The sequence below is a fragment of the Nocardia terrae genome (assembly GCF_009760405.1).
In the GTDB taxonomy this organism is placed as follows: domain Bacteria; phylum Actinomycetota; class Actinomycetes; order Mycobacteriales; family Mycobacteriaceae; genus Nocardia; species Nocardia terrae.
On sequence record NZ_WRPP01000013.1, the window covers coordinates 135294 to 155229 of the forward strand.

General features: G+C 67.8%; 21 protein-coding genes and 1 pseudogene. 13 read left to right on the forward strand and 9 right to left on the reverse strand.

Going from position 1 to position 19936, the window contains the following annotated elements; all coding sequences use genetic code 11:
• Positions 1-20 precede the first annotated feature (20 nt).
• Positions 21-626, reverse strand: a complete 606-nt coding sequence (locus GPX89_RS40155) for a hypothetical protein (RefSeq protein WP_157393013.1) — start codon at positions 624-626, stop codon at positions 21-23.
• A 361-nt stretch (positions 627-987) separates the two neighbouring features.
• Between GPX89_RS40155 and GPX89_RS40160 the strand changes: the two genes are divergently transcribed.
• The 3 genes from GPX89_RS40160 to GPX89_RS40170 all read left to right on the forward strand — a co-directional run bounded on the left by GPX89_RS40160 (position 988) and on the right by GPX89_RS40170 (position 3603).
• On the forward strand, positions 988-1245 hold the full coding sequence (locus GPX89_RS40160) for a hypothetical protein (RefSeq protein ID WP_157393014.1): 258 nt from the start codon (positions 988-990) through the stop codon (positions 1243-1245).
• A 189-nt stretch (positions 1246-1434) separates the two neighbouring features.
• Positions 1435-2028, forward strand: a complete 594-nt coding sequence (locus GPX89_RS40165; RefSeq protein WP_328602868.1) for a GNAT family N-acetyltransferase — start codon at positions 1435-1437, stop codon at positions 2026-2028.
• Positions 2029-2136: 108 nt separating this feature from the next.
• Complete coding sequence (locus GPX89_RS40170; RefSeq protein ID WP_157393015.1) at positions 2137-3603, forward strand: glyceraldehyde-3-phosphate dehydrogenase; 1467 nt, start codon at positions 2137-2139, stop codon at positions 3601-3603.
• Positions 3604-3671: 68 nt separating this feature from the next.
• Here GPX89_RS40170 and GPX89_RS40175 read toward each other — a convergent pair whose 3' ends face one another.
• The 3 genes from GPX89_RS40175 to GPX89_RS40185 form a co-directional block, all read right to left on the reverse strand.
• Positions 3672-4310 (reverse strand): hypothetical protein, encoded by a 639-nt coding sequence (locus tag GPX89_RS40175; protein ID WP_157393016.1) that lies wholly within the window; start codon positions 4308-4310, stop codon positions 3672-3674.
• A gap of 110 nt (positions 4311-4420) precedes the next feature.
• Positions 4421-4657: a hypothetical protein gene (locus tag GPX89_RS40180; protein WP_157393017.1), complete on the reverse strand. Its 237-nt coding sequence runs from the start codon at positions 4655-4657 to the stop codon at positions 4421-4423.
• A gap of 53 nt (positions 4658-4710) precedes the next feature.
• Entirely contained in the window at positions 4711-4941 is a 231-nt protein-coding gene (locus GPX89_RS40185) for a maleylpyruvate isomerase N-terminal domain-containing protein (RefSeq protein WP_157393018.1), read from the reverse strand.
• A gap of 45 nt (positions 4942-4986) precedes the next feature.
• On the opposite strand from GPX89_RS40185, the pseudogene GPX89_RS45160 reads away from it, so the two are divergent.
• A pseudogene (locus tag GPX89_RS45160) lies at positions 4987-5205 on the forward strand (MerR family transcriptional regulator); the annotation flags it as partial.
• Positions 5206-5847: 642 nt separating this feature from the next.
• On the opposite strand, the gene GPX89_RS40195 reads toward GPX89_RS45160, so the two are convergent.
• Positions 5848-6765, reverse strand: coding sequence for a cutinase family protein (locus GPX89_RS40195; RefSeq protein WP_328602869.1), 918 nt, complete (start codon positions 6763-6765; stop codon positions 5848-5850).
• A 388-nt stretch (positions 6766-7153) separates the two neighbouring features.
• Here GPX89_RS40195 and GPX89_RS40200 point away from each other — a divergent pair, with 388 nt between their 5' ends.
• Entirely contained in the window at positions 7154-7939 is a 786-nt protein-coding gene (locus GPX89_RS40200) for a helix-turn-helix domain-containing protein (protein WP_157393021.1), read from the forward strand.
• On the opposite strand, the gene GPX89_RS40205 is transcribed toward GPX89_RS40200, so the two are convergent.
• On the reverse strand, positions 7908-8408 hold the full coding sequence (locus GPX89_RS40205) for a nitroreductase family deazaflavin-dependent oxidoreductase (protein ID WP_157393022.1): 501 nt from the start codon (positions 8406-8408) through the stop codon (positions 7908-7910). The genes GPX89_RS40200 and GPX89_RS40205 overlap by 32 nt on opposite strands.
• Positions 8409-8710: 302 nt before the next feature.
• Between GPX89_RS40205 and GPX89_RS40210 the strand changes: the two genes are divergently transcribed.
• The 4 genes from GPX89_RS40210 (at position 8711) to GPX89_RS40225 (ending at position 14043) form a co-directional block, all read left to right on the forward strand.
• The gene (locus tag GPX89_RS40210; protein WP_157393023.1) at positions 8711-10294 is read left to right on the forward strand and encodes an MAC/perforin domain-containing protein; all 1584 of its coding nucleotides are present in this window, start codon (positions 8711-8713) and stop codon (positions 10292-10294) included.
• A 122-nt stretch (positions 10295-10416) separates the two neighbouring features.
• A complete protein-coding gene (locus tag GPX89_RS40215; RefSeq protein ID WP_157393024.1) occupies positions 10417-11916 on the forward strand; it encodes an alpha/beta fold hydrolase in 1500 nt (499 codons plus the stop codon).
• 46 nt (positions 11917-11962) lie between these two features.
• Positions 11963-12643 carry a response regulator transcription factor gene (locus GPX89_RS40220; RefSeq protein ID WP_328602870.1) on the forward strand — a complete coding sequence of 227 codons (681 nt, stop codon included), beginning with the start codon at positions 11963-11965 and terminating at the stop codon, positions 12641-12643.
• Positions 12643-14043: a HAMP domain-containing sensor histidine kinase gene (locus GPX89_RS40225; protein WP_157393026.1), complete on the forward strand. Its 1401-nt coding sequence runs from the start codon at positions 12643-12645 to the stop codon at positions 14041-14043. Before GPX89_RS40220 ends, GPX89_RS40225 begins: the two co-directional genes overlap by 1 nt.
• Positions 14044-14579: 536 nt before the next feature.
• Here GPX89_RS40225 and GPX89_RS40230 read toward each other — a convergent pair.
• From GPX89_RS40230 to GPX89_RS46125, 3 genes are read right to left on the reverse strand one after another with little or no spacing between them, the layout of a single operon-like run.
• On the reverse strand, positions 14580-15311 hold the full coding sequence (locus GPX89_RS40230) for a DUF7873 family protein (protein ID WP_157393027.1): 732 nt from the start codon (positions 15309-15311) through the stop codon (positions 14580-14582).
• 47 nt (positions 15312-15358) lie between these two features.
• Positions 15359-15706 carry a C1 family peptidase gene (locus GPX89_RS40235; RefSeq protein WP_157393028.1) on the reverse strand — a complete coding sequence of 116 codons (348 nt, stop codon included), beginning with the start codon at positions 15704-15706 and terminating at the stop codon, positions 15359-15361.
• Positions 15706-15891, reverse strand: coding sequence for a hypothetical protein (locus GPX89_RS46125; RefSeq protein ID WP_328602883.1), 186 nt, complete (start codon positions 15889-15891; stop codon positions 15706-15708). Before GPX89_RS46125 ends, GPX89_RS40235 begins: the two co-directional genes overlap by 1 nt.
• Between GPX89_RS46125 and GPX89_RS45165 the strand changes: the two genes are divergently transcribed.
• The 4 genes from GPX89_RS45165 (at position 15841) to GPX89_RS40250 (ending at position 19835) form a co-directional block, all read left to right on the forward strand.
• Positions 15841-16023 carry a helix-turn-helix domain-containing protein gene (locus GPX89_RS45165; RefSeq protein ID WP_407939562.1) on the forward strand — a complete coding sequence of 61 codons (183 nt, stop codon included), beginning with the start codon at positions 15841-15843 and terminating at the stop codon, positions 16021-16023. The genes GPX89_RS46125 and GPX89_RS45165 overlap by 51 nt on opposite strands.
• Positions 15954-16373: a LysR substrate-binding domain-containing protein gene (locus GPX89_RS46385; protein WP_407939559.1), complete on the forward strand. Its 420-nt coding sequence runs from the start codon at positions 15954-15956 to the stop codon at positions 16371-16373. The genes GPX89_RS45165 and GPX89_RS46385 overlap by 70 nt, the downstream gene beginning before the upstream one ends.
• 144 nt (positions 16374-16517) lie before the next feature.
• Positions 16518-17960 carry an NADP-dependent phosphogluconate dehydrogenase gene (gene gndA, locus GPX89_RS40245; RefSeq protein ID WP_157393029.1) on the forward strand — a complete coding sequence of 481 codons (1443 nt, stop codon included), beginning with the start codon at positions 16518-16520 and terminating at the stop codon, positions 17958-17960.
• A 228-nt stretch (positions 17961-18188) separates the two neighbouring features.
• Positions 18189-19835 (forward strand): alkaline phosphatase family protein, encoded by a 1647-nt coding sequence (locus GPX89_RS40250; protein WP_328602871.1) that lies wholly within the window; start codon positions 18189-18191, stop codon positions 19833-19835.
• The last annotated feature ends 101 nt before the right edge of the window (positions 19836-19936 follow it).

Below are 19936 nucleotides of genomic sequence, written 5' to 3' on the forward strand. Positions count from 1 at the left end.
CACCGAGCGCTGAGACAAGCTCAGGGGAGCACGTTCGGAATGAGCTGCGGCGCTTGCTGCGCCACCCAGGTGCCGATGAACGAACCGGCGTAGTAGCCGATATAGGTTCCGGCCACACCGCCGAGGACGCCGCCGCCGATCAAGCCGATGGGCGTGGCCAGGCCGCCGGACAGCGCACCGGCCAGGCCCGCTCCTGCCGTGCCGCCCAGTACGGCTCCCGAGATGCCGCCGATGATCTGGCCCGCGGTCGAGCCGATGTAGGTGCCGTTCTCCATGGGACTCGCGATGGGGGTGGCGTAGGCGACCGGGGCGGCGTGCGGGACGGGCTCGGGCGCGGCCGATCCGATGTGGTCGACGGCCGGGGCCGAGTCGGCGGCCCCTGGGGCGAAGCTCATCGGTGCGGAGGCCGTGGCGAAGTTTTCGGACGCGGCGATCTGGTTCGCGGTGGGAGCGGCGGTCGGGTTCGCGTCGGGCCGGGCGCTCGCGGCGGAGGTCACGACCGGTGCGGGCTGGGCCGCAGCGGTTCCTACACCGGCGATCCCGACCGCGGCGGGTACCACCACGGCCACCGGAAGTCCGCGCAGCAACTTGCCCCGGGTGCTCACCGCACGATGCCGACCTGCCATGTCCATCCGCCTTTCCGAACCTGGTGTGCTGTCGATCCACCATCGTCGGCGCGGGGCCGGGCACAACAGGATTGTGATCGGCTTCGCAGAATGTCTCGGCGGCTATCGGTTTTCGCGTGGGCAAAATCTTCGCGTCGGCATCGCGTCGGCTGAACCACGTTGTTCGGTAATCGTCGCCGCATTTTTCCGGTGCCGGCGACTTATTCGTTACTCGCGGTAAACCGCACGGTGCGTTGGGAATCGGCGGAGCTCGGGATACCAAACGGTCCAAAACGCTCATCTGAATAGCCGATATTTCATATGCTCCGGACCGCGAGCCGGGACTGTGCCCGCCTCGGCATCTGGATAAGAGGACAGCTCTATGAAACGAACCATTCTCGTGGGTATCGCCGCCTGCGCCCTGCTGGGTAGCGGTGTCGGAACGGCTGCGGCGGAGGGCATCCCGCTGACAGCGCAGGACGTGGATATCTCACCCGGGTCCGCCGCGGACCTCGGCAATGCCGTGGGCGCCGGATCCGTGGACGCGGGCAGTGCGGCGCTGGTGCTGGGCGGCGCCTTCGGCAGCGGCTACGCCGACGGCGCGCTGAACCAGATCCTCAGCAGCCTGTCCGCCCACTGAACCGGGCCCGCTGAGATGTGCGCACAACCCCCTTCGTCGTGCGCACATCTCACCAGGCTCGACGCGTGGGTGAGCGGAACGGTTGTGCGACAACGATCTTCGGTACCCGATGAGGCGTAGGTCATGGGATCGTGGTCTTGTCACCGCCGCAAGGTTTTTCGTTAGATATCTGGCGTGCACACTACCCGCGTGGCCACTGCGGCCGATCTGACCGCCTGTGCCGAGGTGCTCGCGGAATCCTTCGCCGAAGATCCGCTCATGGCCGCGATCTGGCCCGACCCAGCACGCCGGTACGCCGCGCTGCCCGCGTACTTCACGGCCACGCTGCGGCATTTCCATCTCCCGGCCGGCGGGGTGCAGGTCGCCTCCGACCGCGACGACCGGATCTGCGCTGTCGCGGTGTGGGATCCGCCCGGCGAATGGGAGCAGCCGGCCGGGCGCACGCTGCGGGCGCTCCCGGATCTGGTGCCCGCGCTGCGTTTTCGCGTGCCCGCGGCCATCGCGGTCCGGCGCGTGCTCGAAGCACACCATCCTCGCGACCCCCGGCACTGGTATCTGGCCAACCTGGGCACGGCCAAGAGCCATCGCGGTCAGGGCTACGCGGCGGCGCTGCTGGCCGATCGCGCCGACACCGCGCCGAACTGGGCCCAGTTTCTGGTGTGCACCCAGCAGCACAATGTCGCGTACTACGAGCGCCACGGATTCTCGGTGACCGAGGAATTCGAGCTGCCCGGCGCTGCCCGGCCCACCATGTGGGCCATGTGGCGGGAGGCGCGGATCTAGACCCCGGCAGCGATCTGGGTCTCACATGCGGGTAGCCGGGGTTTGTGATATTGCGGCGCTGGTTAGCATCGGTTCACGTACGCATCGAGGAAACCCCGAGGACTTGTGTTGACTACCGACCATCTGGACCGCTGGAACGCTCACGAGGCAGCAGCGGAGGCGATGATTCCCCTCATCGGGAAGCTGTATCGCGAAAAGGGGGTGACGATCCTGCTGCACAGCCGGTCGCTGGTGAACAAGTCGGTGATCAGCATCCTGCGGACTCACCGGTTCGCGCGGCAGATCGAGGGCGAGGAGCTCTCGATCGACGAGACCTTCCCGTTCCTCGAGGTGCTCAGCGCGATGGACCTGGGCCCCAGCAAGATCGACCTCGGCCGCCTGGTGATGGCCTACCGCGCCGACGAGCGCGGGCTGTCGGTGCCGGAGTTCACCGCCGACGTGCTGGCCGACATCACCGACGGCAACAAGGCGCAGGCGCAGGGTCCGCGCGATGTCGTGCTCTACGGCTTCGGCCGCATCGGCCGCCTGGTGGCCCGGCTGCTCATCGAGAAGGTCGGCTCGGGCAACGGGCTGCGGCTGCGGGCCGTGGTGGTGCGCAAGGGCGGCGAGGAGGACCTGGTCAAGCGGGCCTCGCTGCTGCGGCGCGACTCGGTGCACGGCAAGTTCAACGGGACCATCAAGGTCGACGCCGAGAACTCCACGATCATCGCCAACGGCAATGCCATCAAGTTCATCTACAGCGATTCCCCCTCGGCGATCGACTACACCGAGTACGGCATCGACAACGCGATCCTGATCGACAACACCGGCAAGTGGCGCGACCGCGAGGGCCTCGAGAAGCACCTGCGCCCCGGCATCGCGAAGGTCGTGCTGACCGCGCCGGGCAAGGGCGACGTGCCGAACATCGTGCACGGCGTCAACCACCGCGAGCAGGACCTCTCGGCCCAGATCTACTCGTGCGCCTCGTGCACGACCAACGCGATCGTGCCGCCGCTGAAGGCGATGGAGGACGAGTTCGGGATCGTGCGCGGGCACGTGGAGACGGTGCACTCGTTCACCAACGACCAGAACCTGCTGGACAACTACCACAAGTCCGATCGCCGCGGCCGGTCCGCGCCGTTCAACCTGGTGCTCACCGAGACCGGTGCGCAGTCCGCGGTGAAGAAGGCCATGCCGGACTTCACGGCCAAGATCACCGGCAGCTCGATTCGCGTTCCCACGCCGGATGTCTCGGTCGCGATCCTGAACCTGCAGCTGCGCCGCGAGACCACCAAGGCCGAGGTGCTCGAGTACCTGCGCGAGATGTCGCTGTCGGGTCCGTTGAGCCGCAACCTCGATTTCACCGCCGCCACCGATGTGGTGTCCAGCGACTTCATCGGGTCGCGCGCGGCCTCGATCGTGGACGCCAACGCCACCATCGTGGACGGGGACACCGCGATCCTCTACCTCTGGTACGACAACGAATTCGGTTACTCGTGCCAGGTCGTGCGGACCGTGCAGTACATCTCGGGCGTCGAGTACCCGACCTACCCGCAGCTGGGTGAGGACGTGCTCGTGCCGGTCGCCGTCGGCTAGCGAATCCCGCCTCCGCGCAAGCGAAACGGGCCCGGACAGCCATGCTGTCCGGGCCCGTCGCCGTTCGGTCAACTGGCGGTCTGGACCGGCTTCCAGCACACCACGCGCGGGGGCTGGGTGGTGACCATCGCGGCCTGCGGGATCACGCACCCGGCGGGGTCGGTGATGCCGTCGAATCGGTTGTCGACCTTGACGGTGACGCCGGGGCCGCCGGTGGCGGCGCAGTCGACCGGGGTGAGCTGGTTGACCGTGTCCTGCAGGCTGAAGCAGTCGCCGACCTTGACATTGGGGGCGAAGCACAGCGAGTGGCTGCCGTCGGTCAGCACGAAATAGCCCGCGTCGCGCAGCTTCCCGTCCGGGCAGGTGCCGCCGTCCTTCACCGCGGCGGCCAGCTCGTAGACGGCGGTGTGGTCGTCGCAGGGGGTGGGCTGGATCTTGCCGAGCTGGGCGGTGCGGTAGTCCTTGGAGGTGACGCAGTTGCCGACGGCCAGCTCGACGTGCGCGGTCTTCGCGGTGGAGCTGTGGGTGAAGCTCGCCAGCAGTCCGAGCGCCAGGACCAGGACTCCGGCGATGGCGATGAACGCGCCGCTGTTCTTCGGCAGTCGTGCCAGCGGGGAGGGAGCGGCGTCGGCGGGCGCGGACTTCGGCCGCAGCACCAGGACGAGTCCCGCGACCAGCAGGACGACTCCGATTGCTGCAATGATCACTGTCTTTTCTTCCTTCCGGGTCCGGTGACGGACACCGGCAGGCAGGAAGGTACCCCGAGACAGGGACCGGCCGGGCTGTTTTTAAATGAACTCGTTCCTGATTTTCGGGCTTACTGATCGGCCAGCTTGCCCGCGGGGTAGCGCAGGTGGTCGGCGGCGGTGGCCTTGATCCGCCACTTCATCAGGTTCACGGCCGACAGGATCGCGGCGACGACCAGGGCGGTCAGCAGGAACAGCTGATCGCGGGGGTCGAGGACGGCGAGAATTCCCAGCCCGACCAGGAAGGTGACGATATTGATCATCGCGAACCCCACCTGCTGGTTCGGGGTCAGGGCCTTCGCGGACATGTGGTGGCTCCTCGGATCACGTACTGCGCCATGGGAAGTTGACTGATCCGACGCTAACAACGGAAACCGGCCGCGCTAAGGGACAAACGCCCTCGAACCGCGCCCGTCCGCACGGCCGGTGGCGAGCAGCAGCAGGGTGGCGATGGGTGGGCCACCACGTCGCGGATTCGCCAGCTCTCGCAGAGGGATTCGTGATTCCACTGGGCCTCGGTGAGGGGCGCCAGCTGGTCGTGGAGGGTGCGGCGTTCGGTCGCCACCGCTTGCCAGATCTCGTCGGGTGTCATGGTGGATACGGTAGGAATTCCACCCGGGTGGAGGTGCAAGTGAATGTGAGGCAGGCCACGGGCGGGCGGCGTCGGGTTGGGATCGGCGAGCTGTCGCGGCTGACCGGGGTGCCCGTGCGGACGATTCGGTTCTATTGCGACGAAGGGGTTTTGGCGGCGGAGCGGACTTCGGGTGGGCATCGGGTCTTCGATCCGGCGGTCGCCGTCGAGCGGGTGGTGCTGGTACGGCGGTTGCGGCGACTCGGGCTCGGGCTCACGGCGATCGTGGAGGTGATGGGCGGCTGCGATGTGGTGGACGCGGTGGAGGCCGAGCGACGCGCGGTGGACGAGGAACTGGCCGCGTTGCTGCGGCGGCGGGAAGCGCTGACCGCGGTCGCCGAGCCGCGGCGGGTCCATGCGTCGATGGTGGCGTTCTGGCGCGGGCTGCTCGAACCGCTGCCGCCGGACCTGTTCGAGGCGTTCCTGGTGATGAACGTGCCCGCGCCGCCGGCCGGGCGGGACGCGCGTCGGCTGGTGGCCTATGCCGAAATCGGCGGGGTGCTCGCGGATCCCGGGCTGCGGACCGCGGTGTCGCGGCAGCTGTGGCGGACGGATCCGGGCGGTATCCGGCACCCGCGCGCGCTGCTCGTCGGCGTCGCCGAGGCGTGTCAGGAGGTCGACGTCCTGCTGCGGGCGAGCGCATCGCCCCGACCCGGGCCCGCTCTGGATCGGTTCGTGGCCGCGCACGCCGCGGCGCGCGGCCTGCGCGACACTCCCGCCTTCCGGCGGCTGTTGCTGTCGGGTGCGACCGATTCCGATCAGCGCATCCATCGGTACTGGGACCTGACCGGCGAGATCACCGGGACCACCACGACGGGTGCGGCACAGCACTGGCTGTTGCTGGCGCTGTGCCGATCCGCTTACGCGTCAGGAGTTCTCGCTGGCGGTGTCGGAGAGCCAGTTGCGCAGCCAGGCGGTGGCGGTGGTGCCGCTGCCGTCGACGACGTAGCGGGGGTAGGACTGGTGGACGCCGGAGGCCAGGAAGGTCTGGACCTGGCGCAGCCACTGCTCGCCCGCGGGGTCGTCGGCGGGGGCCGAGAGAATCGCGGACCAGCCCGGCATCAGGGCCTCGGCGAGGATGGACTGGAAGGTCAGTAGGTAGCTGGGGATCTGCAGCGGATCCTGTGCGGTCAGCTGGGTGAGCAGGCCCGCGGAGCGGCCGGCGAGATCGTCGGTGGGGACCGAGCAGTAGAGGTCGCCCGCGGCGCAGAAGGTCCGCACCTTGGGGCTCAGCCAGCCGAAGCCGCCCGCGCGAGCGCCGCCCGCGCCGGTGCCGGGGACCTGGGGGCCCACGATGGCGTCGGTGGGGGAGCGGCGGGGATCGGAGAGCAGGCCCACCGCGGCCACCTTGTCGGGCGGGACCACGCCGAGGCCGGTGCCGATCTCGGAGGCCAGGTCACCGGCCGCGTCGGCCCCCTGGCTGTAGCCGATGAGCGCGAAACGCGTTGCGTCGCAGCGCGATGCCATGCTCGACATGAGCCCGCGCGCGGCATCGACGGCGGCGTGCTTGGACTGGCCGTAGACCTCGCCGTCCCAGGGGAAGGCGGTGGCCGGGTAGGCGACGTAGTCGGTGCGGACCGTGCCGGGCAGGCCGCGGGTGACCTGGGCGAGCATGCCCTGATGCGGGTCGTCCTTGGAGGTCTCCCAGGTGCCGGGGACGGCGATGACATTGAGGCCCGGGCAGTCGGCGGGGGCGGCCGCGGCGGGCGGTGCGCCGAGCGCCGTGCAGATTCCGGCGGCCGCCGCGAGGGCGGCCACGCCGCTCAGCGTTGTGAAGGATCGCACTGTTCGAATGGACAAGGTCCACATCCCTTGTTCGGCTCGTTCGGTCGACTTCGAGGCGAAGATACCAAAGGAACTGGCTGGTCTGGCGGTGGTCGGGGCAGAAACGCCGAGAGCCGGACAAACCGGATTCGTGAACTGTCCGAAGGTTTTCGGTGCGGTGAATTCCTTCGAATTCCGAGAGCGGCGTCACTTATGCGGAACCGCTGTTGCTGTGAGTCGAGCTACTCGCGGTGCCGACCGTTTGCCGATTCGAATCCGCTATGGCCGATCGGGCCGTTCGTTGCGCGACACGCCACCGGAATTTGTGGGAACATCCCTGCTTGGGAGTTACCCCGCCGACCATTCCGAACGGTGCGCAGGCGGGGTTTCGGGAAGGGAACCGATATTGATGGCGGGCCGCACGGGCGATTTCGGAAAACGTTCGGGAATAACGCTTCCCACCTTCGGCGACCTGCTGCGGCGGCTGCGCGAGGATCGCGGGGCCTCCCGGGAGCGGCTGGCCTTCGGGGCCGGGGTGAGCGCGAGCTACATCACCCAGCTCGAGAAGGGTGGGAAGGGCAAACCGACGCAGGCGGTGGTGGCGGCGCTGGTGCGGTGCCTGGAGCGCTGGAAAACGCTGTCGGCCACCGAGCTCCGTCATCTCCAGGATCTGGCGGGCCTGGCGCCCCAGGGGTATCCGACGGTCGAGGAGTTGCGGAATTCGCTCGGTGAGGACGCGCTGCGCACTCTCGCCATGCATCGGCCGAATCTGGCCGCCCTGTACGACACCCGGGGAAATGTGCTGGCGGGGAACGAGGATTGGGCGGCCGCCTTCCCCGGTCTGCGCGAGGATGGAAATCTCTATCGCTGGATGTTCGCGGACCCGGTGGCCCGACATGTGCTGTACGAGTGGGAATTCGAGGTCCGGCAGGCGGTCGGCTGGTTGCGTGGAATGGTGGGCGCGGCACCCGATCCCGCCGGATTCGACGAATTGATGGCCGAGCTGGGCCGTTTTCCCGCATTTCGTGCTTTCTGGTGCGAGGGCGGCGTGGGATTCGCGCCGCCGGTGCGCACCCTGCGACTGCGGGATCGAAATACGGATGTGGTCCGCCAGATCCGGGTGCAGGTCGGATTATTGCGTGACACCGTCCACGTGGGTCACATCATCGCGACGGTGGGGCTGCTGCCGGGGTGAGGATCACGACCGGGATCTCGCGCTCGGTCCAGGCCTGGTAGGTGTCGAAGTCGGCGTAGGCCGCCACCAGGCGGGGCCACAGGCGGGCGCGCTGTTCGGGATCGGCGGTGACGGCGTGGACCGCGAAGCGGCGGGGGCCGATCTGGATGTGGGTGTCGGGGTGGGCGACCAGGTTGCGGTACCACTGCGGGTGCTTGGGCAGGCCGCCCTGGGAGGCGACCACCACGGTGTCGGGGCCGTCGGAGATGTAGAGCAGGGGAACGGTGTAGACGGTCGCGGTCTTGCGGCCGCGATGTTCGAGCAGCAGCGTCGGCACGGGTTTGCGGAACCCGGCTCCGATGCGCCACTTCCCGCCGATCCGGCCGCCGGTGCGCCGGTATATCCAGACCTGCGCTCTGCCAACGTATTTGAAGATCTTGGGCAGGACGGGGGAGTCGAGTTGAGCGGGCCGGGGCGGGATCGTGGTCATGGGGCTTCCTTTCGCGCCTCATGACCATACAGTCATCGTCATGTGTGTATGGTCACGGAGGGCTCATGGAGCGCGCGTGGCCACCGAGCGACTCTGCGAAATCGAGTATCGACGACTGTCGCGGCGGGGCACGGAGATTCGCAGCTATCTCTCGAGATAGAGAGCGCCCGCAATTGTTTCACGTGACTGAACACGTGCTTCTAATGACCTGGGGTATGTTTTCTTAATTCCTTGGAGTTCAACGTGTTTCGACCGTGTAAACCCTACCATTGCCGTGGGGACGACAACGGAAGGATCACACCATGTCGTTGATACCCGGGGCATCCGCGGTCGGTCGCGGATTCAATATCTTGGGGACCTACAGCACCAAATCCCTCATGCCGCAGATCATCGCCCTCGGTCCGGACGATGGCACGTTCGAATATCCGCCGACCGGGATCACCTATCAGGTGCCACAGAATGCGCAGGCCGTGCAGTCCACGCATACCACCGGTTCGTCCTATGTATACAGCACGGTCGAGCAGTTCCAGTCGCATTTCTCGAGCAAGGCCGGGGTCAAGGCGTCCTATGGCGCGTTCAGCGGCCAGTTCGATGTGGCCTACCAAAAGACCGTAAATACCGACCAGTCATACTATTACGGCATTTATGAAGCCGATTACACCGCGTGGGACCTGTTCCTCAACGACAGTTCTCCCGACGCGCAGACTCCGGCCTTCCGCAACGACCCGGACGTGAAGAACCTGCCCGACAACTTCACGCCGCAGAATCAAGAGCAATTCTTCGCGGTGTTCCGCAAGTGGGGAACGCATTTCGTCGGCTCGGTCGTCGTGGGCGGCAGCCTGGACTACTACGAGGCGGTGCAGACCAGCTACTCCTCGAACCAGCAGTCGGTGAGCGCCAATATCCAGCTCGAGTACAAGGCCGTGTTCACCTCGAGCAAGGCCGAGTCCAAGACGCAGTGGGACGAGCTCGGCAAGACCTGGTCCAACAGCCGGCTGGTCACGGTCAGCGCCACCGGCGGCGACAACTCGATCCTCGACGCCCTCAATCCCAGCTACGGCGACAATCACGTCGGCATCTTCACCCAGTGGTCGAATGCGGTCATGAGGAATCCGGCGGTCATCGAGTTCCGGCTGAAGCCGCTGACCGACCTGTTCTCCGGCAATCAGGCCGGCGCGGTGTCGGATGCGCTCGAGGCGTACACCAACGGCGCGATCCTGGTCTTCGCCGACACCGATTACACCCCGGGCCTGGCGCCCGGCGGCGGCAATGTGTCCACCGATTGGGGCATCATCGCCAATGGCAATGTGGCAGTGGTGTCGCCGCCGGTGGAACCGCCACCGCCCTACGTCGTCGCACCGGGGCAGGTCGCGCCCGTCGGCGGATATCAACTGGCGCTCTATGATCCGCACACGTATGAGCCGATCATGGTCCACCTCTATTACCAGACCTACGTACCGCAGACATTGAAACCGAATCCGTCGATCTATCACGCCATGATGACCGATTTGAACAAGGTCACCCAGCACGGATATGTCGCCGCCGTCAGCGGTTTCGGAGTCGACCTGCAGAACTACCCCACGCAGGAATTCTCGCACTGGCTGATGAGCATCGGCGCGACCATGGATCCCTGGAAGAAGTTCAAGGGCTATTCCGACAAGGCCGGATCGTGCTGCTATGTGGTGCTGGGCAAACAGGGATCGGTCCAGGGGCACGCCGTCGAACTCATGCAGGCGGTGTACTCGCCGTCGAACTGGATGGAGCAGCCGTATCTGTTCAATATGAATCCCTCGGTGCTCGGGCTGACCTATGCCCGCACCGCCAGTAAGGTCGCCGGGCAGCACGGCTACGGCTCGCTCGCACTACCGGAGGCGGGCCCGCAGTAGCGTCCCTCCGCGGATTCTTACCCGCCTTTGTCATCGGTTTGAATCCGGTTTGATCTCCGGTGCGCAGGATGCCTGTGAGCCGCTCGGAAGTGCCGGGCGGGCACGGGTGAGGGAGTGACCGAATGCGCACCGGAGTGCGGGCATGGGCGAGTTTCGCGGCGGTCGCGGCCATTACGGCCGGTTTGATCACGGGATGCGATGCGGGAGCGAAGAATTCGAATGCGGCAATCCCGTGGTGTCCGACGGTGGAGGGCTACGCGGTGGACTGCGGCAGTGTGTCGCGGGCGCTGATCGAGGGGCGGCCGGACCTGGGGACCGTCGACGTGGGGTACGCGCGGATCAAGAATCGCGGTGCGGGACCGGCCGCGGGCACCATCCTGCCGAACCCGGGCGGGCCGGGAGTACCGATGATCTCGCATGCCGCGGAGGCGGTCCAGGTCACCGCCGATCTGCTCGCCGACCACGACGTACTGCTCATCGATCCGCGCGGGACCGGGGTGTCGGGGGCGATCGACTGCGGCGTGGGAGCGGACGAGTTCCAGCTGGGAACCCGTGCGCAGCAACGTGATGCGGTCGCGCGCTGCGCGGATCGGCTGGGGGACAGGGCGGCCGCGTACACCACCGCGGCCACCGTCGACGACTTCGACGCCGTGCGCGCGAAACTGGGGATCGACAAGGTGATTCCGTACGGCATCTCCTACGGGACCTTCCTGATGCCGGTCTACGCGCAGCGGCATCCCGAGGCCATCGCCTCCATGGTGCTGACCGGTGCCTACGCGTCCGATCACGACCCGTTGCAGCGGCCCAACGCGGCGGCGGTCTCCCTCGCGCTGCAACGGATCTGCGATCGCAGCCGCGCGTGTGACGGCGCGACGGCGGTCGAGGATCTGCGCACGGTCGCCGCCCGACTGCGCGAGCATCCGCTGCCGGTGGCCGCGAAGCAGCCGGTGGTGGTCGACGAGGCGAAGCTGGCGACCTTGGTGTTCGAGGCGGCGACCAGCAGTGTCGGGGCCGCCCCGCAGTCCATGACCCCGCTGGGCATGCTGCCCGCCGCTCTGCACGCGGCGGTGCGCGGCGATGACGCCGGGCTGACCGAGTTCGTCCGGCTCACCACCGAGGAGCCGGCCTACGAGAACATCGGACTGTATATGACGCTGTCCTGCAACGACTATCCGCCGCTGTGGTCACGGGAGGCCGCGTTGCCGGAGCGGGAGCGGCAGTTCCGGCAGCGGGTGGCCGCCGCGGCGGGCGAGTTCGGGGCGTTCAGCGCCGAGGGCTTCGTCGCGGGGCAGCGCGACGGCGGCGACGTCTGCCTGCGCTGGCCGGGGATCGCGGGGCATCAGCGGCCGGACCAGGTGACGACCCCGATGCCGGACATCCCCGTGCTGGTGCTCTCCGGTGACCTGGACGCCGTCACCCCCGATGCCAACGGCAAGCAGCTGGCCGCGAAGTTCGCGCGCTCGACCTTCATCTCGGTCCCGAACACCGGGCACGTGCCGGATCTCGAGCCGTCCGGCTGCGTGAGCGGAATCGTGGCGCGCTTCGTGCGGACGGGCACGGTGCAGGGCGCGGAGTGCGTCGCGTCGGTTCCGCCGATCGTCGTGGCCCCGGTCACGAACTGACGGGTGGCCTGCGATGACGAGGTCCGCCACCGATCAGACTGGCGCGGTGACATCAGCGAAAGTGCTCGTGGTCGAGGACGATCCGAATGTGCGCAGCACCCTGGACCAGCTGCTGCGGTTCGAAGGGTACGAGGTGCGGCTGGCCGGGGACGGCCGGGAGGCCCTCGACCTGCTCGAGACCGACCGGCCGGATCTGGCGGTGGTGGATGTCGTCATGCCGCGCATGGACGGGCTGTCCCTGTGTCGGACCCTGCGGCGGCGCGGGGATCGGCTGCCGATCCTTGTGCTCACCGCGCGCGGCCAGGTCGGCGACCGGGTGGCCGGACTCGACGCCGGCGCCGACGACTACCTGGCCAAGCCGTTCGACACCGAGGAACTGCTGGCCCGCCTGCGAGCGCTGTTGCGGCGCAGCGCACCCGACGAGCCCGCGGTGCTCGCGGCCGCCGATCTGACCCTGAACCCGGCGACCCGCGAGGTCCGGCGCGGGGATCGACTGCTGGACCTCACCCGCACCGAGTTCGACGTGCTGGAGCTGCTGCTGCGCAACGCGCCCGTCGTGCTCACCAGAAGCCAGATCTACGAACACATCTGGGGCTTCGACTTCGACACCGAATCGCGGTCGCTGGACGTGTACATCGGCTACCTGCGCCGCAAGACCGAGGAGGGCGGCGGGTCCCGCTTGATCCAGACCGTCCGCAATGTCGGCTACACGGTGAAGGCGGTGTGATGCGCACCCGGCTGACCTTGGTCGCGCTCGCGACGACGGTGGCGGCCATCCTGATCGCCATGCTGACCGCGTACCGCAGCGTGTCGCCGCTGATCGCCGATCAGGTCGAGCGGGGGCTCGAGGATCGGGCCGCCACCGTGCGGTCACTGCTCGACGCGGGCGCACCGCTGCCGGTGCGGCCCGACACCACCGAACAGCTGCTGTTGCCCGACGGCACCGTGCGGGTGCTGACGCCCGGCCGAGAACCCTTGCCGGTCAACGATTCCGACCGGGCCATCGCGCGCACCGGGCAGGGCGGGTCGTCGACCGAGGTGGAGATCGGGTCGCAGACCCACGGCGTGATCACCGAGCCCCGGCCCGGCGGCGGCGCGCTCATGGTCGGCCAGAACTACTCGGAGGTGCTGCGCATCGATCGCGAATTCTTCTGGCGCACCGCCTCGATCACCGTGGCCGCGGTGCTGGCGGCGGCCGTGATCAGCTGGCTCGCCATCGGCGCGGTACTGCGCCCGATGCGCCGCCTGGCCGCCGCGACCCAGCGCATCACGACCACCCGCGACCTGTCGACGGTGCTGCCCGACGCGGGCCGCGACGAGGTCGGCGAACTCACCCGCGACTTCAACGCCATGCTCGCCGCCCTGAGACTGTCGCGTGCACAACAGCATCGACTCGTCCAGGATGCCGGGCACGAGTTGCGCACGCCGCTCACTTCCGTCCGCGGCAGCGCCGAGCTCCTACAGCGCGCGCAGGGCAGGCTCGGCCCGGCCGACGAATCGCAGGTGCTGACCACCCTGGTGCAGGAGGCCAAGGCGCTCGACGCCCTGGTCGGGGAGCTCGTCGAACTCGCGACGGACCAGCATGTCACCGAACCGACTGCGCCACTGGAGCTTTCGGTGTTGGCCGAAGACTGCGCCCAGCGTTTCCGGCGCCGTACCGGCCGTGTCATCACGGTGCGCAGCGAGGCCGTCTCCCCGCGTTCCGCGGCCACTGCCTCGGTCCCTTCGGATCGGGCTGCGACCGATCCGTCGGCTGCCTCCCGCGACGCGGAAGCCGTCGGGCAGGCCGCGGCCGCGGCGACCGTCCTCGCGCGACCCAGGGCGCTGGCTCGCTGCGTCGACAACCTGCTGGACAATGCCACCAAGTTCAGCCCGGCAGACACCGAGGTCGAAGTCCGGGTCCGCGGAACCGAATTGGCGGTGCTGGACCGCGGCCCCGGCATCGACGCCGCCGACCAGCGAGCCGTCTTCGACCGCTTCTACCGCGCCGACCGCACCCGCGCCACGCCGGGCTCGGGCCTCGGCCTGGCCATCGTGCACGACATCATCACCGCCCACGCGGGCACCGTCTACACCGCCGACCGCCCCGGCGGCGGAGCCGAAGTCGGCTTCCAGCTACCGGGCTGACGAAGCCCGCGATACACGGCTCATCGACTCGGCTCAGGCCGGCCATCGTGAATCCGGTGAGATCCGGCGCGCCCCTGTTGTGCCGGGTCCGAAGGAACGTGGGGTGGGGTCGGGGATGTCGGTTGCCGGTTGACCGGGGCGGAGGAATGGGGAAACCCCGGGGCGTAGCCTGCCCCGGGGTTTCGGTGGCCACCCATTTGCGGCACGCCGACACGTTTAAGAACGGCGTTAGTCTGAAGTTAACGTGACGCTCTACGATTGAGCTACGGCCCAATGAGTGGCTGGGCCGGGGAGAGTTGAACTCCCAACCTTCACGCTGACAAACCGTTCCCTCGATTCGGCGTTCGGCGGCGAATACTGAAACTGGAGCGATAATGTGAGTTTGAGGGCACGGTGCCTCTGCCATTTGGGCTACCCCGCCGTGGATGGCGGGGGGAGGATTCGAACCTCCACTGGGCCGCTTCGCCTGTCACACTGAGCTTCTGCTTCAGTTTGCGCTCCTTGCGCAGTGCCGACTGTAGTCGCCGCCGCGCGGTTCAGCCAAACAAATATCCGAAGACGTCCGCGCCCAGCTTGCGCTGGGTGATCTCGGCGTTGTTGGCCTCCTCGCGCGCGAATTTCACCGCCTGCTGCAGCTTTTCGACGCGTTCGGTCAGCTCGTGCACTCGCTTGGCGGGCAGTGCGCCGGAGAACTTGATGGTGCGCCAGTAGCCCACCACCACATCCTCGTGGTACACCTCCACCTGCGCCGGATGCTTCTCCGTCGCTTCGGCTTTCACGTGGTTGCGCGGAATCTTCTTGGTGCGCACCGTCTGGACCGGCTCGGTGGCGTAGCAGTCCGCGGCGGCGTCGTACTCCCACGACTCGGCCGCGTCGAGCACCGGCAGCTTGCGCACGAAGGTGTGCAGGTCCACCAGCTGCTTCTCCAGGAACAGCAGATAGGTGATGGGCGCGTCCTTCACCAGGGTGCGCCCGTCCACCACCACGTCCGCGGCGGCGGTCGTATTGGCCCAATCCTTGGTCGCGACAACGTCGAACAGTTTGGTGAGGATCTCCGCCGTGGTCGCCAGGACCTCCTCGGATCGCACCTGCACGCGCGTCGACTCGGGCGGCAGCTGCTCACCCTCCTCGTCCTTGGGGCGATAGGTGCGCGAAATACCGCTCAGCAGCGGGTTTTTGGCCAGCTTGTGATGGGCCTCGGTGAGGTCGGAGAAGGTCCGGGACTTGATCCCTTTCTCGACGGCGACGATCTGGTTCAAACGTGTCATCGTGGCAATGTAACCGGGCTTACACGGTCGCGGCCACGGGTTTTCGGCTAGCCCCGGACGGTGCGGATGGTCCAGAAATCCGAGGCGATGCGGGACAGCAGATAGGCGTAGGGCATCGTGCCGTAGCCGTTGTCGCCCCAGGTTTCGCCCCAGGAATTGCGGATTCGGAAGACCTGTCGGCTGTCGTCGTAACCGACGGCCACCACGCAGTGCCCGCCGACCACTTTCTCGCTGTGGTGCGGGAGCGGGATCGCGCCGGTCTTGTCGACCGCCGGGGTGAAGATGCTTTCGTAGGCGGTGAAACCGAAGACGAACGGATATCCGTCGGCCAGGCAGCCACCCAGTGCAACCCGGGGCCGCGGGCGTCGGAAACGAGCGAATTCGGAATACGTCATCACTCGAACTGATCGAAGCGCGCGCCGTAAATCGGTGTAGCCGACCACTCGTTACCCTGCCGCTCGTTCGCGCGATATTCGATAAAGCACGCGAAGGGGGAAAGGCCGTGGAGTTGCGGCAACTGCGTTACTTCGTGACGTTGGCGGAGGAACTGCACTTCGGGCGCGCGGCCGCGCGTGAGCACATCGTGCAGTCGGCGCTGAGCCAGCGGATTCAGCGGCTGGAACGCGAATTGCGGTCCCGCTGGTGGAACGCAGCACCCATCATGTGCGCCTCACCGCGGCGGGCACGCTGCTGCTGGGCGAGGCGCGGCTGATCCTGAACCATGTCGACCGGGCCGCGGCGGCCGCGCGCACCATGACCGGCACCGACGCCATTCTGCGGGTCGCGGTGGGGGACCCCGGTTTCGACACCATGCCGGTGGTGCTGGCCGCGGTCCGGCATCACCATCCGAATCCGGTGGAGGTGCATCAGATCGAGGCGGGAGTCCCCGAGCAGTGCCGATTGCTCGCCCAGGGGCGGCTCGACGTCGGGATCGGGCGGGCCACCCACCCGCCGGAGGGGGTGGCCTCGGAGGCCCCGGCCGAGCGGCTCGGCTGGACCGCGCGCCGCGAACCCGGGGACGCGGCGGCGATCGCACCGGTCACCGCCCGCCGGGCCGGGTGAATTCGCGCCGGTGCCCGGGGTCCTTCGGTGTGACCCAGGCCGACCGGGTAGAAAAGGTATGGCGTCGTGGACGCGTTCCGGGATGCCGCCGCCGAGGACTATTCGTGCGGTCATCAATTCTGTCGAACGGAGAGAGGCTGTTTCATGGCGACCTCGGAAGCGCGCGCCCAGATCGGCGTGACCGGCCTGGCGGTCATGGGTAGCAATATCGCCCGCAACTTCGCACGGCACGGCTACACCGTGGCCCTGCACAACCGCAGCATCGGCAAGACCGACGCGCTGCTCGAGGCGCACGGCGGCGAGGGTGATTTCGTGCGCACCGAGACCGTCGAGGAGTTCGTGGCGGCGCTCGAGAAGCCGCGCCGGGTGCTCATCATGGTCAAGGCCGGTGACGCCACCGACGCCGTGATCGAGGAGCTCGCCGACGCCATGGAGCCCGGCGACATCATCATCGACGGCGGCAACGCCCTCTACACCGACACCATCCGCCGCGAGGCCGCCATGGCCGCGCGCGGGCTCAACTTCGTCGGCGCGGGCATCTCCGGTGGCGAGGAGGGCGCGCTGAACGGCCCCGCCATCATGCCGGGCGGGCCGAAGGAGTCCTACGAGTCGCTGGGTCCCATGCTGGAATCCATTGCGGCGCAGGTCGACGGCACCCCCTGCTGCACCCACATCGGCCCCGACGGGTCCGGCCACTTCGTGAAGATGGTGCACAACGGCATCGAGTACGCCGACATGCAGCTCATCGGTGAGGCCTACAACCTGTTCCGCGACGCGCTGGGCTTCGACGCCAAGCAGATCGCCGACGTGTTCACCCAATGGAACACCGGTGAGCTGGAGAGCTACCTGGTGGAGATCACCGCCGAGGTGCTGAACCAGGTCGACGCCAAGACCGGCAAGCCGCTGGTCGACGTGATCGTGGACGCCGCCGAGCAGAAGGGCACCGGCCGCTGGACGGTCAAGTCCGCGCTGGATCTGGGCATCCCCGTCACCGGTATCGCCGAGGCCGTATTCGCCCGCGCGCTGTCGGGCTCGCGCACCCAGCGGGCCGCCGCCAAGGGCCTCGCTTCCGGCGTGCTCGGCGAAAAGCCCACGGATGTCGCGGAATTCACCGAGGCCATCCGCCAGGCGCTCTACGCCTCCAAGATCGTCGCCTACGCGCAGGGCTTCGACCAGATCGCCGCCGGTTCGGCCGAGTACAACTGGGACCTGCACCCCGGCGACCTGGCCACCATCTGGCGTGGCGGCTGCATCATCCGGGCCCGCTTCCTCAACCGCATCAAGGAGGCCTACGAAGCCGACCCGGCGCTGCCGTCGCTGATCCTGGCCCCGTACTTCCGCGAGGCCATCGAGAAGGCCATCGACAGCTGGCGTCGCGTGGTCGTGGTGGCCACCCAGCTCGGCATCCCGGTCCCGGCCTTCGCGTCCTCGCTGTCCTACTACGACGGCCTGCGCGCTGAGCGCCTCCCGGCCGCGCTGACCCAGGGTCAGCGCGACTTCTTCGGTGCGCACACCTACGAGCGCATCGACGCCGAGGGCAAGTACCACACGCTGTGGAGCGGTGACCGCAGCGAAGTTCCCGCGTAAATCGCGGTAGCGCAAGAGTTTTCACACGGAAGAGCGGAGCGGCGCCGAATCGGCGCCGCTCCGCTCTTTTTGTCCGGAAAGGTTCCGGCCGAAATAAACACCGTTAGTTCACTCTGTCTCCTCTGTTATTCGCCGGTCATTCGGCAACGCGCCCGCACTCGGTAATCCCGGGCCGTTAGCAATAACGCCGCGACGCAAGAGGTTTGCGTCGCGTGATGAGGAGGAACCGTGTCCCGCAAGAAGATCGGCTTGGGCGCTGCCGCCGGCGCACTCGCGTTGGCCTGTACGGCAACCGGTATCGCCCATGCCGCCCCGGGCAACGGCGAGAAGAAGGAAGACAAGCACGTGCTGTTGATCTCGGTCGACGGCATGCACCAGGCTGATCTCGCGTGGTATGTCAAGCAGCACCCGAATTCCACGCTGGCTCAGCTGGCCGACAACGGCGATCAGTACACCAACGCCAAGACCACCAACCCGTCGGACTCGTTCCCGGGCATGGTCGCTCAGTTCACCGGCGCCACCGCCGGCCAGTCGGGCGTCTACTACGACGACACCTTCAACCATGACCTGCTGCCCGCCGGCACCACCGACTGCAAGAACACCCCCAAGGGCGCCGAGGTCTCCATGACCGAGGCGATGGACAAGGACCAGAACGCCCTCGACGCCGGGCAGGGCCTGCCGGGGCTGCCGGGCAGCATCCTGGGTATGACCGGCGACCCGAAGACGGTGCTCAACCCGGCCGCCATGCCGGTCGACCCGGCCACCTGCAAGCCGGTCTACCCGAACCAGTACCTGCAGGTGAACTCGGTGTTCGACGTCCTGCACGACGCGGGCAAGCGGACCGCCTGGTCGGACAAGCACCCGGCCTACTCGATCCTGGACGGCAAGTCCGGCAAGGCGATCGACGACCTGTTCACCCCGGAGATCAACTCCGCCTCCCCGATCGCGGGCAAGGACTGGACCAAGGACGACAAGTCCACCCAGCAGTACGACGGCTACAAGGTGCAGGCCGTCCTCAACGAGATCGACGGCAAGGACCACTCCGGCGCCGAGCAGGTCGGTGAGCCGGCCGTCTTCGGCATGAACTTCCAGAGCGTCTCGGTCGCGCAGAAGCTGCCGACCTCCGACGGTCAGACCGGTGGCTACCAGGCCGACGGCGTGACCCCCGGCCCGCTGCTGTCCGGCGCGCTGGACTACGTCGACGGCCAGCTGGGCAAGCTGCTCGCCGAGCTGAAGGCCAAGGGCGAGGACAAGACCACCACCGTCATCCTCTCGGCCAAGCACGGCCAGTCGCCCACCAAGCCCGGCGATCTGACCCGCATCGACGACGGCCCGATCATGACCGCGCTCAATGCCGCCTGGAAGGCGAAGCACCCCGACGCCAAGGCGGACCTGGTCGCCTTCAGTGTGAACGACGACGCGATGCTGCTGTGGCTCAACGACCGTTCGCAGGAGGCCGCCGATTTCGCCAAGGGGTGGCTGCTGAACAACAACGGCACCGGTAACGACATCAACGGAAACGCCAAGGCGTACACCAAGTCCGGCCTGACCGAGATCCACGCGGGTGCTGACGCCGCCTCCTACCTGGGCGCTCCCGCCAACGATCCGCGCCACCCCGACCTGGTCGGCGTCGCGCGGGTCGGCACCGTCTACACCGGCGGCAAGGGCAAGATCGCCGAGCACGGCGGCGCCAACCCCGCCGACCGCGACGTCCCCCTGCTCGTCTTCGGCCCGGGCGCACACAAGAAAGTCCACACCCAGGAAGTCCAGACCACCCAGATCGCCCCGACCATCCTGAAGCTGCTGGGCGAGAACCCGGAGAAGCTCGACGCCGCCAAGGCGCACGGCGTGAAGGTCCTCCCGGACCTGCGCTGACCCGCGTAACGCGTGGTAGCACAGGCTGTTTCATCGAGAGGGCGGAGTCCGTGTCACCGTGCCGGACCCCGCCCGCTCGGCGTGGCCGCTTCGGTGACGAG